At 55.9% G+C, this 16,840-nt stretch carries 9 protein-coding genes and 1 pseudogene; 5 read left to right on the top strand and 5 right to left on the bottom strand.

The annotated features are described in order from the left end of the window. Positions 1-7: 7 nt before the first annotated feature. Positions 8-1,432: a glutamate--tRNA ligase gene (gene gltX, locus FMN63_RS24790; protein ID WP_148586764.1), complete on the bottom strand. Its 1,425-nt coding sequence runs from the start codon at positions 1,430-1,432 to the stop codon at positions 8-10. Between the two features lie 403 nt (positions 1,433-1,835). On the opposite strand from gltX, the gene FMN63_RS24795 reads away from it, so the two are divergent. Continuing rightward, entirely contained in the window at positions 1,836-3,974 is a 2,139-nt protein-coding gene (locus tag FMN63_RS24795) for a ComEC/Rec2 family competence protein (protein WP_148586765.1), read from the top strand. A 4-nt stretch (positions 3,975-3,978) separates the two neighbouring features. Here the strand turns inward: FMN63_RS24795 and lexA are convergent, their stop codons facing one another. Further along, on the bottom strand, positions 3,979-4,689 hold the full coding sequence (gene lexA, locus FMN63_RS24800) for a transcriptional repressor LexA (RefSeq protein WP_148586766.1): 711 nt from the start codon (positions 4,687-4,689) through the stop codon (positions 3,979-3,981). 1,027 nt (positions 4,690-5,716) lie between these two features. Then, positions 5,717-7,298, bottom strand: a pseudogene (locus FMN63_RS24810) (acyl-CoA synthetase). Positions 7,299-7,451: 153 nt separating this feature from the next. Here FMN63_RS24810 and FMN63_RS24815 point away from each other — a divergent pair. Then, complete coding sequence (locus FMN63_RS24815) at positions 7,452-8,261, top strand: hormone-sensitive lipase (protein WP_148586767.1); 810 nt, start codon at positions 7,452-7,454, stop codon at positions 8,259-8,261. 22 nt (positions 8,262-8,283) lie between these two features. Continuing rightward, the gene (gene fumC, locus FMN63_RS24820; RefSeq protein ID WP_148586768.1) at positions 8,284-9,669 is read left to right on the top strand and encodes a class II fumarate hydratase; all 1,386 of its coding nucleotides are present in this window, start codon (positions 8,284-8,286) and stop codon (positions 9,667-9,669) included. A 62-nt stretch (positions 9,670-9,731) separates the two neighbouring features. Here fumC and FMN63_RS24825 read toward each other — a convergent pair whose 3' ends face one another. Both FMN63_RS24825 and FMN63_RS24830 read right to left on the bottom strand, forming a co-directional pair. Next, complete coding sequence (locus tag FMN63_RS24825) at positions 9,732-10,883, bottom strand: fumarylacetoacetate hydrolase family protein (protein ID WP_148586769.1); 1,152 nt, start codon at positions 10,881-10,883, stop codon at positions 9,732-9,734. Between the two features lie 130 nt (positions 10,884-11,013). Beyond that, a complete protein-coding gene (locus FMN63_RS24830; protein ID WP_148586770.1) occupies positions 11,014-11,772 on the bottom strand; it encodes a FadR/GntR family transcriptional regulator in 759 nt (252 codons plus the stop codon). 1,207 nt (positions 11,773-12,979) lie between these two features. On the opposite strand from FMN63_RS24830, the gene FMN63_RS24835 reads away from it, so the two are divergent. Further along, on the top strand, positions 12,980-14,350 hold the full coding sequence (locus FMN63_RS24835) for a sensor histidine kinase (protein ID WP_209001304.1): 1,371 nt from the start codon (positions 12,980-12,982) through the stop codon (positions 14,348-14,350). A 7-nt stretch (positions 14,351-14,357) separates the two neighbouring features. Continuing rightward, the gene (locus tag FMN63_RS24840; RefSeq protein ID WP_209001305.1) at positions 14,358-16,595 is read left to right on the top strand and encodes a bifunctional diguanylate cyclase/phosphodiesterase; all 2,238 of its coding nucleotides are present in this window, start codon (positions 14,358-14,360) and stop codon (positions 16,593-16,595) included. Positions 16,596-16,840 lie beyond the last annotated feature (245 nt).

Genomic DNA, 16,840 nt, shown 5'->3' on the forward strand with positions numbered 1-16,840 from the left:
CTTGATATCAGGCAGCCTGATCCTGAATTCTGGCCAGAGATTCTTCCCGGCCGAGAGCGATCAGAACATCATAGATGCCGGGTGACGTGCCGCGGCCCGTCAACGCGGCCCTTAACGGCTGGGCTACCTTGCCGAGTTTCAATTCCTTGCTCTCTGCGTAGGCCTTTACCGCTGTTTCCAGTGGTTCCACAGTCCAGTCAGAGACACTCGCGACAACATCGTGGAGATCTTTCAGGATAGCTCTAGCATCGTCGTCCAGTATTTTCCGGGCCTTTTCATCAGTGTCTAGCGGGCGTTGACGCCAGAGATAAGAAGCGCTTTCCGTCAGCTCCACCAGGGTCTTGGCCCGTTCCTTCAGTCCTGGAAGCGCAGAGAGAGCAGTTTCCTCGTTGTTGCCGTCTGCAAGCCAGGAAAGAACCTTATCGCCGCCTTCGGCATGTGCGAGATAGACCTTCCAATGGCTCAGCAATTCGCTGTCCTCGGTCGCGCGCATGTAATGCCCGTTGAGGTTTTCCAGCTTCTTGAAATCGAAACGCGCAGCCGACTGGCCGACGGCGTCGAAATCAAACCACTTGATCATGTCTTCCAGAGAGATGATTTCCTCGTTGCCGTGGCTCCAGCCAAGCCGGGCCAGATAATTTCGCATGGCCTGCGGCAGATAGCCCATCTCGCGATAGGCTTCAGCGCCGGTCGCGCCATGCCGCTTGGACAGTTTTGCACCGTCCGGCCCGTGAATAAGCGGAATATGCGCCATTGCCGGCACATCCCAGCCAAGAGCCTGGAAAATAAGCGTCTGCCGGGCAGCGTTGGTCAGATGGTCGACACCGCGGATGATATGGGTGATGCCCATGTCATGATCGTCCACCACGACGGCATGCATGTAGGTTGGAGTGCCATCCGACCGCATCAGAACGAAGTCGTCGAGATCCTTGTTCGGGATCACGACTCGACCCTGCACGAGATCATCGACAACGGTCTCACCGTCCTGAGGCGCCTTGATACGGATGACAGGGTCAACACCTGAAGGGGCTTCGGAGGCGTCGCGTTCGCGCCAGGTACCGTCATAGCGAGGCGGTTTGCCCTCGGCTCGGGCTTTCTCGCGCATGGCGTCGAGTTCTTCCGGCGTACTGTAGCAGCGATAGGCCGTGCCGTTTGCCAGCATTTGCTCGACCACTTCCTTGTGGCGCTCAACACGCGAAAACTGGGAGATTGGGTCTCCATCCCAGTCCAGTCCAAGCCAGGACAGGCCGTCGATCAGCGCGTCCACTGCTTCCTGCGTGGAGCGGGCCCGATCCGTATCTTCGATCCGCAGCAGCATCTTGCCGCCATGATGGCGAGCGAATAGCCAGTTGAAAAGCGCGGTGCGGGCGCCGCCGATATGCAGGAACCCGGTCGGAGACGGGGCGAAGCGCGTGACGATGTTCTGTGCCATGGTGCTTTATAAAAGTCTCTGTCAGTATGACGGCGCGGAGCGCGCCGAATTGGTGGCGCGGTCTTAGCACAGGCTTTGGCGAGGCTAAATAGGGGCTTCTGCCCTTTCTTGGACCAAACGGGGAGCTGGGGTGACGTCACTGACCGGTCCGCAGGATACGACTGACAGCCGGTTGCAAACGGCACAGCATGATGATCGGGGGCAAAGTTTATCGCCTGCTGCGTTCGGATCTGACGAGCGTTTGAGGCGGCGTTTGTGGGTATCGGGCGACAATCGCCATGCCAGTTCGAGAATAAATTCTGCGACAGATCGTCTTTGGGATGCCCAGGGGCTCTTGTGGGTTGCCTTCGCGTTCGCTGCGGGAATTGGCGTTTACGTCTGGTTGCCTGAGGAACCGTCCTGGATGCTGTTGATGGCTGTGATGATTATCGCAGCGGTCGCAGTCTTGCGCGTAGGACAACGCGGAAAGGTGGCGGTTTCAGCCATGCTCTGCCTGGCTTTCTTCGCCGGGCTGGCTACGTCCAGTCTTCGCACTGCTTATGTTTCAACGCCGCGCCTTGCTGAACCGATAAACGCCGATGTGACCGGCGTTGTTGAGGAGGTGGATACAGGGGCGCGGGGTAGTCGGCTCGTGCTTGCGGTAACCGCCGTGAATGGTCAACCGGCGAGGGAACCTGAGTTTCCGGCCAAGGTGCGCTTGCGTGTTCCCGCTGACAGTGGGGTGCAGGTTGGGGAAACTGTTCGTGTCAATGCGCGCCTCTTTCCGCCGCCTGGCCCTGTTTTTCCTGGAGGGTATGACTATTCCTTCCGGGCGTTTTATCAGCAGATAGGTGCGACGGGTTTCAGTTTCGGGCCACCTCAGGTCATGAAGGTTCCAGGTCGCGGACTTTGGCTTCATCCCAGTGTCGCTGTTGCGAAACTGCGTAGCGATATCGCGGAACGGATCAAAGCCAGTCTTGCCGATGGACCCGAGACCGCGTTGATCGTCGCCTTGCTGGTTGGCGACCGAAGCGGCATCGGTGAGCAGCAGGAAGACGTTTTGCGTTCAGCCGGGCTGGCTCACATCCTAGCAATTTCAGGGCTGCATATGGCGCTCTTCGCCGGGGGCGCCTATGGGGCTGTGTTGCTTCTTTTGTCGCTTGTTCCGATTTTGACGTTGAGGTGGCCCGTGCATAAGTGGGCAGCACTTTCAGCTCTTGGTGCTGCGGTCGTCTATCTGCTCCTCTCCGGTGGCGCAGTCGCCACACAGCGATCCTTTCTGATGATTGCCATTGTCTTTGTCGGAATTCTGGTCGGTCGGCGCGGTCTGACTTTGCGCAGTGTGGCACTGGCAGGCCTCCTGCTCCTCCTGATTGCGCCCGAGCGACTGTTTTTCCCGGGCTTTCAAATGTCATTCGCAGCCGTGATCTGTCTGGTTGCCGTTTATGACTTGTGGCGACACAGAGAGCGCTTCGGATCTACCGGTGACAAAGTGTCAGGATGGGGCATGGCGACAGGCGTTTTTCTTGGCAGGTGGGTTGCCGGTCTGATTGTGACTGCGCTGGTTGCCGGACTGGCGACTGGCATTATCGGAGCTCATCATTTCAGCCGAATTGCGCCTTATGGCGTCGTGGGCAACCTGCTGGGGATGCCCGTCTTTTCGTTGCTTGTCATGCCGATGGGTGTGCTGGCCTTCGTTCTGATGCCCTTCGGACTGGCTGCACTCCCTCTGACAGTGATGTCTTTCGGTGTCTCGCTCCTGTTGAAGGTGGCCTCTTTTACTGCCGCTCTTGATGCCGACGGCGGCGCATCGGGCAGGCTGGACGGAATGGCTGCAAGCCTGCTGTTGTCGGCGCTTTTTGCCGGCCTGCTGCTGCCTAGAAGGAGGCGTCTGCTTGCCGGATTGCCACTGCTCGCCGGGCTGCTGATTGTCATCACTGGCCGGCCTCCGGATATCCAGATTGCTGCAAGCGGCTCTCGTATAGCTGCTCGGGATGATGCCGGATCCTTGAGATACGCTGCCAGAGGAAGGTCCTTTGCGACCGACCTCTGGCTCCAGTCCGAAGGCGTTCCTGAAGAGGCGATTTTGTCGCGCAAGATAAAGTCACCACAAAGAAAATGCGATGATGATGGCTGCGTCGTCAGAGCATATGGACCAGGAGAAGGATCAGAGACACTGGAGCAGGCTATGCCGTATTTTGCGATAGCTCAGCCCAGGACGTTCGAAGCGTTTCAGATGGATTGTAGGTATGCCGATTTGATCGAGACCGATCTAGTCGCTCCGAAGGGATGTGGCTCAGGGGTTGTTCTTGACCAGAAGATACGCTCCGCACGCGGCGCGGTTTCGATCTGGTTATCAAGAAGCGCCACTCGGCAGGAGACCGCTACCAATCGGCTTTCCGATGCCCGGGAGAACCCACCTGACGGAAAGCTGAAAATCGAAAAGCTGGTGTTTGCCATCCCAGATCCGCCGCGTCCCTGGCATCAGCCAGGTACGGTCACAAGGGATGGGTTGCGTCAAATCGGCCATGCATCAAGTGCAAAAGGGCGCGAGGACGAGTAGAGGATCAATATTGCCGAAACAGGGCAACGAGGCGGCCTTGAACACGGACACGACCAGGCCCGAAGATCCGTGTCTCATAAGCCGGGTTCGCTGCTTCCAGCGCGATTGAGGCACCTTTCTTGCGCAGTCGCTTCAAGGTTGCCTCCTCATCGTCCACAAGAGCGACGACAATATCTCCACTGTCGGCGCTGTCGGTCTTGCGGATCAGAACCGTGTCACCATCCAGAATGCCGGCTTCGATCATGGAATCGCCACGCACATCCAGTGCGTAATGCTCTCCGCGTCCAAGCAAGTCCTGAGGCACGGTGATCGAGTGGCTGTGGGTTTGAATTGCCTCGATCGGAACGCCGGCTGCAATTCTGCCCATGACTGGAATTTCCGTGACACCGATAGCGGGTTCCGGCGCCGCTTTCGCAGGTTCCGGTTTGCCGAGTGAGCCTTCTATGACTTCGGGCGAGAAGCTGCCCCTCGGCCGGGGAGCGCCCAGGCCCGGCGCGATGGAATCGGGGAGGCGCACGACCTCCATGGCTCTGGCCCGGTTGGGCAAGCGCCGGATGAAGCCACGTTCTTCAAGTGCGGTGATCAGACGGTGAATGCCGGACTTGGAGCGCAAATCGAGCGCATCCTTCATTTCGTCGAAAGACGGCGGCACACCGGTTTCTTTCAGTCTTTCGTGAATGAACATGAGCAGTTCGTACTGCTTGCGCGTCAGCATGTAGGCGTCCCCTGACCGAGAAAACATCTGGTACAAATCAAGAACATGGTACCTGTTCTCATTGTGTTCTGCAAGGGTAAATGTTCTCTTACTGTTCTTGGCGTTCTGCAAGCCGCCGCGTTCAATTCGTGGCTGATGTCGCAGCGTCGTCATGCGTTACGCGGCTTTTGATCGCTAATTCGCAGGTGACAAGCGTTGGGGCTCCACCGGCAGCAAGAATGACTTCGTGCAATCCGCAATTCTGATCGATGGCTCGTATGGGAACACAGAGCTCCTGATTTGGTGTTGTCCCGGCATACGGAGAAAGCAGTTTTTCGGAAATCAGACCTGTCATGGCATCTGCATCGCGAAAGACGGCTCCGGCAAGGCTGCCAAGGCCGTGGACTTCATAGGGCGAACCCTCCAGCAGGAGAGCAAGTTCGCGGATGCTGTTAGTAGGGTCGGCAAATGGAGCCAGCGTCGTGATGAGGTCGTTGTTCTTGATGGGTCTGGAGTGGGTCTCGGCTTGCTGTACACGAAACAGCGTGAATTCGGTCTCCGGGTTGTGCGAAGCCTCTAACGCTGCACCTTGCAGACCATACCCCTTGATAAGGCCAGCGCGCTATCTGAAGCGTGTGTGGTAACAGGTGATCAAGAAGCTCTCTGCTTTCCTCGTGCCAGTAGGCGTGTATATGGGCGAACCTCTCGCCGTCCTTCCTGCCAAGAATTTCGATAGCTGTTTCAAGAGTGGCACCCTTGGAGGAATGGGTATCGCTTTACCAGGCCGCGTGGCGGTCATTGATCGCGCAGGCAGGAATTACGAAGTCAAACGCCTCACGCGTCAGACCGGAAAGATTGAGTAGGGCCGAAGTCAGCTCATGCCGCTCGGCGTGACGACCCAGAACCTCCAGAACGGGGAGTTGCTCCCCTGACGTCTATCTCTAAAGGGGCCGTTCGGCATCTGGTGTGTGGCAGCCGGTTTTCGGCAAAGGGACCTGAACGCTGGATATCGGCAAGTGTTCTTTGGTGTCCTTTGGGGGCAGCTGTCTCACAGCAAGCCCTTCTCTGTCAGATGCTCTCGCACCAGTTTCTTCGTGATCTTGCCATAGGCACTGGTCGGCATCGCGGGAATAAAGAGGTAGCGTGCCGGCAGCTTGTAACGTGCGATCTTGCCGTTGAGAAAGTCTGTCAAGGCCTGAGGGTCGGGGGCTTTGCCCTGGGCTGCGACACAAACGGCAAGTCCGACTTCGCCCCATTGTCTGTCTGGAATGCCGAGAATTGCGACTTCGGAGATTTCCGGATGTGTGAGCAGTATTTCCTCGACTTCCTTCGGATAGACGTTGGAGCCACCCGAAATATACATGTCCGAAGCACGGCCGGTCAGGAAAAGGTAGCGCTGTTCATCCATGTGGCCGATGTCACCCCTTCGGAACCAGCCATTTCTGAATGATTTTTGGTTGGCTTCGACGTCATCCAGATATCCTGCGCAGACAGCCGCACCTATAACGCAGACTTCACCCGTTTCATTGGGGGGGCAGGTGATTGCCGTCTTCGTCCTGGATCGACACCTCTATGCCGGTGCGCTCCGTGCCGCAGGTGCCACTGCGTGTCTCGGGCCCGTCCTCCAGAAAATGATCCTGTGGCCGCAACACAGTTATGTTTCCGGTGACCTCGCCAAGTCCGTAGTATTGAACCAGAACGTTGCCCAGTTTTTGGAGCGCCAGTTTCTGGTCTTCCCGGTACATGGGGGCGCCCGCATAGATGACGTGGCGAAGGCTCGAGTGATCGAACCGGTCGACCGAAGGATCTTCCACCAGGCGTTTGACGATTGTCGGAACCGTGAAAAGATTGCTGATCTTGTGTTTTTCGATGAGCTCGAAAGCGGTGGCTGGATTGAAACCACCTCGCGGCAGAAGCACATGTGCGGAACCGGCTACAAACTGCGCGATGAGTTGAAGCCCAGCGCCGTGCGACAACGGCGCTATCACCAGCGACGCGTCCTGTTCCGTGGTTCCTGGCACCAGATCCGCCATGTAGTTGACGCAGACGAAGCCGATTTGCCCGTGACTGAGGACGACCGCCTTGGGGCGGCCTGTGGAGCCAGACGTGAAGAACAACCAGCACGGATCGTCGTAGTTTACGCGCTCGTTGGCAAAGGCGTGTCCCAAGTGGCGGGAGACGAGATCCTCGTAGTTGGTGCCGAAATCGCTCGACCCTATTGTCACACACCCTGCTAGCTGGGGTCTTGCGTTCTGCACAGCTTCGGCCTGGGCACTGAAACTTGAGTCACACAGGAATACCGTCGCCCTTGCTTTTTCTGCTGCATAAGCAGTCTCGCCAGGGGCTTGTCGGAAGTTGCAGGGAACCCATATGGCCCCGAGTCGGAAAGCTGCCAGCATGATCTCGATCATCTGAACCGAGTTTTCAGCCTGCACCAGCAGACTGTCACCCTTGGTAACTCCAAACTCCGCCTTGAGGCCTGTCGCAAGAGCTGAAACGCGCGAATCGACCTGCGACCAGGTCCAGGTGGTCCCATCCTGAACAACCGCCGGTCGAGACGGCCATCGTGCTGCGTTTCTGGTCAGAAAATGCGCAAGATTGGACACGCGATTGGAACAGCGCTCCACCATCTGAGTTTGCCTCCCGGTTACTGGTTTTTTCTGACGTTAGGTTGACCGCAGTCTGTTTGACAAGTTGCGATTGGCATTCAGGCCGTTCCGCTTTGAAGGCAAATCGTGCAAGGATGCCACTAATCGGTTTCGATGGTTGTTAGAGGATTTCGAATGAGCGAGATGACGATTACTGACTGGGATGATGCCTATTCAAACGCTGCTCATATTGCAGGTGCAGACGATTTTATCGTGCGTTGGGCACAAGATGCCGAAGCCTTCCGGAAAAGCTGGGTCGAAAAGGATCTGGATGTCGTTTACGGGGAGGGGAACCGTCAACGGTTCGATGTGTTTCGGCCTGAGAGAAAATCCAAAGGTCTCGTCGTCTTCGTGCATGGCGGCTACTGGCTGAGATTCGACAAAAGTTCGTGGTCGCATTTCTCAAGTGGTTGTCTGGCAAAGGGCTGGACGGTGTGCATGCCATCCTATGAGCTGGCTCCAGATGCGCGAATCGCAGACATGACACGGCAGATCAGTTCGGCGGTCACGAAAGCAGCAGCTCGCGTTGCCGGGCCGATCCGGCTCGTCGGACATTCCGCCGGAGGCCACCTGGTTACGCGGACGATTTGTGAAGACACCCGCCTGTCAGAGGACGTTCTGGCGCGGATCGAGAGGGTTGTATCCATTAGCGGGCTACACGACCTCCGTCCGCTCAGAAACACCGTGATGAACAAGTCGTTCCAGTTGAGCGAAGAGGATGCGATTGCCGAGAGCGCTGCACTTATGCAGCCCGCAATTGACTGTCCGGTCGTTGCCTGGGTTGGAGGCTCGGAACGACCGGAATTTCTCCGGCAGTCGAAACTGCTTGCCGATGCCTGGTCGACGGCAACCTATCGGGAAGACGCAGACCGGCATCATTTCGACGTCATCGACGGTCTTCAAAAGCCGGATAGCGAGTTGACTGAAACCTTGCTGACTTCTTGAGCCACCCGACGAGGAGACGCTTATGCGTACTGAAAGCGACAGCATCGGTGAAATAGATGTGCCGGAAGACAAATACTGGGGTGCGCAGACACAGCGTTCCCTGAAGTACTTCTCAATCGGCAGTGACCTGATGCCGATTGAGCTCGTGCACGCCTATGGCATCTTGAAAAAGGCGGCCGCCCTATCAAACGAAGAGCTGGGCCTGCTGCCTGGAGACCTTGCGCGCTTGATTGTCCGGGCCGCGGATGAAGTGAGTGATGGAAAACTGGACGACCACTTCCCGCTGCATGTCTGGATGACTGGTAGTGGCACTCAAACCAACATGAATGTGAACGAGGTGATTTCCAATCGCGCAATCGCACTGGCAGGCGGCGTAATGGGAACAAAAGATCCGGTTCACCCCAACGATCATGTGAACCTGTCACAATCGTCCAATGACAGCTTTCCAGCCGCCATGCATATGGCTGCCGCACTCCAGGTGACACACCGGCTGCTGCCAGGGGTTCAGACACTCCAGAAAAGCCTTCAGGACAAAGCCGATGCCTGGGACGGTATCATCAAGATCGGCCGAACCCACATGCAGGACGCTACGCCTCTGACACTGGGTCAGGAATTTTCCGGGTATGCCGAAATGCTGCGTCAGGACATTGAGCGTATTCGTTTTGCGCTCAACGACGTCTATGGACTGGCGCTGGGCGGCACTGCGGTGGGGACGGGGATCAATACACATCCTCGCTTCGCCGAATTGTCTGCCGCAAAGATCGCTGAATTGACCGGCTTGCCGTTTTATACGGCTGGGAACAAGTTCGCCGTACAGGGCGCGCATGATGCGCTTGTCATGCTGAGCGGGACCTTGAAGACGCTTGCTGTCTCCTTGTTCAAGATAGCAAACGACATTCGTCTTTTGTCGTGCGGACCGCGGTGCGGATTTTTCGAATTAAAAATACCGTCCAATGAACCCGGGTCCTCGATCATGCCGGGCAAGGTCAATCCGACACAGTGCGAGGCGCTCGCGATGATCGCAGCGCAGGTTATGGGGAATGACGTCGTGGCAGGGATTGGTGGCGCCAGCGGTTACCTTGAGATGAATGTCTACAAGCCGTTGATGATCAATGCGATCATGCAGTCGGTCAGGATCATGGGCGACGGCTGTACCAATTTCTCGCGGTTTCTGGTCGAAGGCATGGAGCCGAACGAAAAGCGCATCAAGGAATTCCTCGATCAGTCCTTGATGCTGGTGACCGCGCTCAGTCCACTCATCGGATACGACAAGGCTAGTCATGCCGCACATCACGCTTTTGAGCATGATATGACCTTGAAACAGGCCTGCCTCGACCTTGGCTTTGTCAGTTCAGAGGAGTTCGACCGGACAGTCGATCCTGCGAAAATGGTCCAGCCATCGCTCTGACAAGCTCGGCTGCTTCCTGATGTGCGTCTTCGCCGTGCGCTGGGCTGATGACCTTTAGCCGCCTACAGAAGGCTACGGTCTGCAAGGTTGCGCATCAGGGAGCTTATTCCGAAAGTCCATTCGGGACATTCCGTCGAAAGCCGGACCGTATTGCTCAAGCTGCCCAGGCCCGGGCTTTCAATCGTGACAACGTCGCCCAGTTTGTGGGTAAAGCCTTCACCCGGGACATCCCTGTCCTGGGTTGGGGCAAAGAGGGTGCCGAGAAAGAGCATGATGCCGTCGGGGTACTGGTGGTGCCGGCCCAATGTCTGCCGGACCAGATCCTGAGGATCTCGGCTTATCTCCTTCATTGAAGATCGACCCTTCAGGACAAATCCATCTTTTCCCTCGACGGTCAGATCCAACTCCGCCTGGCGTACGTCATCCAGCGAAAAGGCGTCATCGAACAGTCGAATCATGGGACCGATCGAGCAGGATGCATTGTTGTCCTTGGCTTTGGACAGGAGCAGTGCCGAGCGACCTTCGACGTCGCGCAGGTTGACATCGTTTCCAAGCGTCGCGCCGACAATCACGCCTTTGGAAGAGACCGTCAGCACCACTTCCGGCTCCGGGTTGTTCCAGCTGGATACTGGATGCAGACCGACGTCAGCACCAGGCCCGACGGAAGAAAGAACCTGAGCTTTGGAAAAGACTTCGGCGTCCGGACCGATTCCGACTTCCAGATATTGGCTCCAGAGCCCTTCCGAGATCAGCGCCTGTTTTACCTTCGCGGCTTCTTCTGATCCGGCGCGCAGGTTTCGCAGGCTGTCGCCGATAGTTGCGCCCACCCGTGCGCGGATTACTTCCGCCTTTTGGGGATCACCGGCCGCTTTTTCCTCGATAACGCGTTCCACCATGGAATTGGCGAAGGTCACGCCGCAGGCTTTCACCGCTTGCAGGTCGCATGGGGCAAGAAAATGGATATTGGCGGGATTGTCGGAGGATGCTGCGGCAATCGTGCCAAGAGGGCCGAGATTCTCGCCTTCTGCCGCGTCAACATAAGCTGCCGGATCCTGCATTTCGCAGATGTCTCTTACGGTAGGGGCGGCCTTCGAGGTGATGTCGATGACGTCGTTGTCGCGCAGGGTAACGACAGCAGGTCCGTTGGCGCCGGGACGCCAGACACGACCCAGATAAGTGCCGGAGGACATTTCGGTTTCTGAATAAAAGCTCATGGCGTTTCCTGATTGGCCGCAAGGCCGTCATTGTTGGTTTTCCCTAATCTGCTGGGAAAATTCTCACTTGTCCAACAAATGTGGAAACGCGGATTTCAGTGCGCCCGATAGGACGCTTCCCCTGCCAGTGTTATTCCTGAAACATTGAAGCGACCAGTTTGTCTGCCATTGCCTTGTTCAGAACCAGCATGTCTTTCATGCGTCCACGCGCCAGTTCGGCGTCGCCGGAATCGATGGCTTCAGCCACGCCTACATGATTGCGGCGGGCAACTTTTTCTTCCGGTGGTGTTTTCAGGGACGTGGCATAGGAAAACAGCATGACCGCGTAAATAAGGTTTTGGAGCTGGGAAAGCATCTGGTTGCCACTGGCCTGAAGGATCGTGGCATGGAACATGTAGTCGGCACCAATCATGCTGGCTCGACCATCCAGGGGGTGAATGGCTCGTGCGGCCGCCAGAATGGTGTCGCGTTGGTTCCGATTTGCATTGACCGCGGCCAGTGCGGCCGCCTCTGGCTCAAATATCAATCTGAGATCTGTCGCTTCGGCATATATTCTCGCCGTTTGCGGACTTTCCGGATCGTGCCAGCGAATGACGTCCGGATCAAGAAGGTTCCAGTCGTCAAACGGGCAGACGCGGGAGCCGTATCTGCGGGCCGTTCGTATAAGCCCCTTGCCACACAATACCTTGATGGCTTCCCGGACGACCGTCCGAGAAACGCCGAGACTCTCGACGAGTTCATCCTCGCGCGGAAGAATCGCGCCCGTCGCATAATCACCATGCGCGATCTTCTTGCCAAGATGTTCGACTGTATCTTTGACCGCTCCGGTCGGCAGAGATGTGAGGACTTTGTCCGGTAGTTCGAAGAAATTGCGTTTCTTATTATCCATTCAACAGACTCGGGCAGTCGGGTCTCACATACGGATCGTGAACGGTGAGACCGGCGTTGCATCCTTCGCATGTCTTACAAGGCAATTTTTTAAAATACTAGAAATAATAATCTAAAATAACGTTCTAGTAAGCTAATCCGTCGCTATTAACGTTTCTGCGACGCTAAATATTGGCTGTTTCGTAATGAAATGAGGCAAATCGTTTTAAATTTGTAGGACAATTACTGAGAATTTGGCCGTTGAAAGTGTATAGCCTTTACGCCAGTTTCCTGGTGCCGTCGTTCCTGAGGTGACGTATACTTGCTGGTGGCTCCAGATCAAAACTCCGGATGGCTGGCCGTTTTGCCAGCGGAACTGAACCCCAGCGACGGTCTTTGGGGCTGCATGCCGCCGGCGTGCACGTTTCGGTCGAACAGGTTCGGACAAGCTTTGCAATCTGTCCGTCAGGCAACCATTTCCGAGAACATTGCCAGCGCCTAAAAGCCAAGCTTCCGCGCCAACAGCCTGGGCCGTTCCCGACAGTGATCAGCAAAGCCCCAGAAAGCCGATGAAAGCTGATTGGATCGCGCGCGATTATTCGCTGAGCGCCAGTATTGCGAAGTCTTTCCTCCGTACGAGCCTGTCCGGAGTGTAAACCTTATGCGATGCCGCTCAAATTATTGGTATTTCATATTTTCGTAGATTCAAGACTAACTGTTGCAGCGTAGAATGGAGGCTGTTTCAATTTACAATTGATTTTTATGGAAAATTTAGAAAAGCAGGCGAATATAGAAGATACATTGGCGCTTTGATTGAATGAGACCCGTAATGAGGGGCGTTGATCAGGCGAGGGGCAATATCGATGTGTCTGTGAATCAAGCATTGAAATGACTGCCCGTAAAGGCGGTTAGGTTTTCGTTCTTGACCGGAGCCACGTGAACCGGGTTTGCCGGATTTATGTGAGCTGGAACGGGCACCATGAATTGAGGTGGGCGTCTTGACACTTAACGGCGGTACGTCGCTGCCATATTCATCCAAGGAGATGGGCCGGGCCAGCCTGTCCCGGACGTTCATTCTCTATACGCTCGGTCTTTTCGCCGTACTTGGTATCATTTTCATTGGCATTCTCACCAAGATAACCTGGGATGCGTCTCACGCTCGCGCCATTCGTGTAACCGAGGCCTTTTTTCAGGCAACGAAGCGACCGTTCGAGCGTGCCATCTGGACGGTGAACGCCGACGCGACCCTGCAGCTCATCCGAGGGTTGGAAAGTCTTGAAGTGGTTGAAAAGGTTTGGGTCGAGACGCCCGACACAGGCAATTTCGGCGAGCCTGCGAGCGGGGAACGTGCTGCTGAAGCGCTCACCTATACTCTCAATTCGCCAAGCACAATTCTGCACAAGGATGCAATCGGCCGGGTCTTCATTCTGATCGACAGGAATACGATCTCCTATGAGATTGTCTCCACTGTGGGTTTTATCGTCACTGCGATCATCGTCTATCTCCTGCTGCTGGCAATTGTCATCAGGACCGTCTTTCGCCGTCTGATCGGGCAGCCGTTGTCTGCAATCGTGGACTACCTGTCGACACCGCGACTGATCGAGGACCCGCCCAAAGCCGAACTCATGCCTGGCCGCGTGGACGAGATCGGCATACTTGCGGCCAGTCTGCAGTCCATGGTTCAGCGTCGCCATCTCGACCTGCAAAAAATTCAAGAATATCAGACGAACCTCGAGGATTTGGTGGCCCATCGGACGGAACAGCTCAAGCTGGTGCAGGAAGAGCTTATTCAGGCAGACAACCTTGCTGCGCTGGGAGCGCTTGTCGCCGGCGTGTCTCATGAATTGAATACGCCTTTGGGGAATGCCCTGATGGCAGCGACCACCATCAAGGATTCAACCGGTTACCTGCGCAGTGAGCTGGAAGACCAGAAGCTGAGCAAGGAAGCTCTTGAGAGCGAAATCGAGCGTATTTCGGATACGGCCCACATTATCGAGAAAACACTTGGGCGGGCTCGCGAGTTGGTGGGGAACTTCCGGCAAGTTGCTGTCGACCGCCAGAGCGAGAAAAAACGGGCTTTCAATTTTGATCACATCATTCGCGAGACCTTGGCGACATTACAGCCGACACTGAAGAAAACGCCCTTCAGGATAGAATTGGATCTCCATGCGGACGAAACTATCGACAGTTATCCGGGGGCCGTTAGTCAGCTCGTTTCGAATTTCGTCGAAAACGCGATGAAACACGGGTACGAAGGGCGGAGCGACGGATTGATCAAGTTGTCTTCTCAGGTTGTCCATTCCAGCGACATTGGGCGCGGCAATTCGAATGAATGCAAGATTATCTTCAAATGTCAGGATTTCGGTGTAGGCATCCCGGAGAAGAATCTGAAAAAAGTATTCGAGCCGTTCTTCACAACGAAGTTTGGCAAAGGAGGATCCGGCTTAGGGATGGCGATTTGTTACCAGCTGGTCACGGAAGCCCTGAGTGGAACCATCTCCGTGTCATCGAACGTCGGCTCCGGAACAGAATTCACAATCGAGTTCCCCGCGGTCGTTGTTCAGGACACCCGGAAGAAGCTCGGACAGAAGGTGCATTGAGATGGTAATGGACTTTCTTGCCCCTTCCGAGCCGGAAGTGAAGAAGCCTGTCAAGGCGCCGTGGAAGATCCTGATCGTCGATGACGACCCCGACGTGCATGAGGTCACCAAGATAGCGGTTGGCGGTTGTGTGTTCGAAAACCGCCCGTTTGAACTGCTGCATGCTCTTTCTGCCCAGGAAGCCCGGCAAATCCTGCTGGAGAACGCGGATATTGCCGTGGCCCTGGTCGACGTCGTCATGGAGAGCGACACGGCAGGGCTTGGGCTTGTGAGCTGGATCCGTTCGGAACTCGGCAATCATTTTACGCGATTGATCCTGCGTACGGGCCAGCCCGGGTATGCTCCGCAGACCGATGTGATCATGAAGTTCGATATTGATGGCTATACGGAAAAAGCCGAGCTATCTCGCACCAAGCTGATTACCGCGATTGTCACCGGTTTGCGCGGCTACAAGCTGGTCATGTCACTTGAGACAAATCGCAAGAAACTCAAACAGTTGAATGAGCATTTTGCTGCGATTGTTGAAAAGAACGCCCTGAGTGAATTTGCCGCCGCCGTACTGAAGCACTTCACGGTTCTGGCCGGGCAACCTGTCGACAGTCTTTTGTGCGGTCTTGAAACGCTGCCGGACTATGGATCTTTCGACAAGTCCAGCATTCGAGTGTTGGCCGCCACCGGAAACTTCGAAGACAAGATCGACTTGCCGGTGGATGTCATCAGTGACGACGCCATTCGCAACGCGGTATCAAGATGTGTCGAAAGCCAGGCGACAATTGCGTCTCCCGATGGAGTGGCGTTGCCGCTTGTTACCCGGAACGGCATGACAGGCGCGCTCTATCTTGGCATGACCGAGGAGCTGCTCGAAGAGCTCGTTGGTTCCGAAGTGGTGCAGCTGTTCGTTTCCAATGTGGCGCTGGGGTACGAAAAAACAGGTCTGTTGGAGCATATCCGCAACCTGGCTTACGTTGACCGTGTCACCGGCCTGTCGACTTTTTCAGGATTTCTCGAAACCTTCCAGAGACATGCAGCCAATGGGCCGGAGCTACTGGTCATTCACTGCGACATCTATCGCTTCCGGGTCATAGTCGACGGGATTGGTGACGAAAAGGCAGGCGCGGTTCTGAAGCGGACTGGACACCGGCTTTCGCAGACATTTCCAGGTGCGCTTACCATTGCCCGGAAGGAAAAGGACGAGTTTCTGATCCTTCTGAAGGGCGGGCAGGAAAACACAATTCAGGATGTGGTCGCGCGCGTAGAAGATGCCTTTCAGCAACCGATCACGCTTGAGGATAACCAGATCAGCCTGCGGCTTCGGTTGGGGTTCGCGTCGACCGATGCGGAAGCCCAGAACGCGGAACAGCTTGTGCGCTTCGCCTCGATTGCTCTCAACGATGTCCGGCAGAAGGGCGTTGCGAATCACGCTGTCTTTCATCCCTTGATGCAGGAAGCAGCCTTCGAGCGTCTGCGGCTCGCCTCACTCCTGACCGGCTCCACCAATCAGACGAAGTTCTCGCTGAGCTATCAGCCCATCATGCGGGCCCGGGACGAAAGTCTGGCATCGTTTGAAGCCCTGATGCGTTTCCGCACGCCGAACGGTACCTTCCTCAATACGGCACGGATGATCGAAGCCGCCGAAGCCAGTGGTCTCATTACCGAAATCGGTGCATGGATGTTCAAGACATCGTTCGCCGAATTCAGCAGCTTGACCGGGATATCAGACGACGTTCGGCTGAATGTGAACCTGTCTCCCAAGCAGGTTCAGACCAATCGGCTTTACAAGGATATCGAAGATGCGGTGACTGCAGCCAAGTTGCCGCTCGACCGACTGGTTTTCGAGGTGACGGAAGGGCTGTTCTTGAGCAATGACCGGGTGACACTGGCTCTGCTCACCTGGCTCCGTGAAAAAGGTGCGCGCGTCGTTATTGACGATTTTGGTACGGGGTATTCCTCGTTCAGTTACCTGCGCAAACTTCCCGTGGACGGAATCAAGATTGACCGAAGCTTTACCATGAACATGGATCAGGATGCCGATGCGCTCGCAGTCGTGAAGTCGATCATCGCTGTTGCGCAGGCTCTGGACCTGAATGTCACTGCCGAAGGTGTCGAAACGGTTGCCCAGAGAGACATCATGCAGGAGCTTCATTGCGACTATCTGCAAGGATACCTCTACGCCAAGCCCCTGCCGGCCGACGAGCTCGAAGGGTTCGTTCAGAAAACCGTCGAACCCGGTGTCGCCTTCGGATAAAATGGGTTGTCTGTCCAACTGAACAATACTGGCCGGAACTGTCAGGACGAGACCGTTCGAACCGTGTAGACTGCGCCAGCCGGTTCATTCGTGGATGGGTCCAGACGCTAGCCTCCAGGGATTGTGTTCTGCAATTCTGTTTAGATAAGCGATTGAAAATTTGTACGAAACACGCTCTCATACGGGAAAACGTGTTTGCGGCGAACGCCCCAATCGCGTTGAATGCTGACTGGACCTTTGAAAAA

The organism is Stappia sp. BW2 (genome assembly GCF_008107695.1).
In the GTDB taxonomy this organism is placed as follows: Bacteria; Pseudomonadota; Alphaproteobacteria; order Rhizobiales; family Stappiaceae; genus Roseibium.

Bases quoted from the DNA above. Each gene is read 5' to 3' on its own strand.
- gltX (WP_148586764.1), bottom strand. From the start codon at position 1,432: ATGGCACAGAACATCGTCACGCGCTTCGCCCCGTCTCCGACCGGGTTC.
- FMN63_RS24795 (WP_148586765.1), top strand. From the start codon at position 1,836: ATGCTGTTGATGGCTGTGATGATTATCGCAGCGGTCGCAGTCTTGCGC.
- lexA (WP_148586766.1), bottom strand. From the start codon at position 4,689: ATGCTGACGCGCAAGCAGTACGAACTGCTCATGTTCATTCACGAAAGA.
- FMN63_RS24815 (WP_148586767.1), top strand. From the start codon at position 7,452: ATGAGCGAGATGACGATTACTGACTGGGATGATGCCTATTCAAACGCT.
- fumC (WP_148586768.1), top strand. From the start codon at position 8,284: ATGCGTACTGAAAGCGACAGCATCGGTGAAATAGATGTGCCGGAAGAC.
- FMN63_RS24825 (WP_148586769.1), bottom strand. From the start codon at position 10,883: ATGAGCTTTTATTCAGAAACCGAAATGTCCTCCGGCACTTATCTGGGT.
- FMN63_RS24830 (WP_148586770.1), bottom strand. From the start codon at position 11,772: ATGGATAATAAGAAACGCAATTTCTTCGAACTACCGGACAAAGTCCTC.
- FMN63_RS24840 (WP_209001305.1), top strand. From the start codon at position 14,358: ATGGACTTTCTTGCCCCTTCCGAGCCGGAAGTGAAGAAGCCTGTCAAG.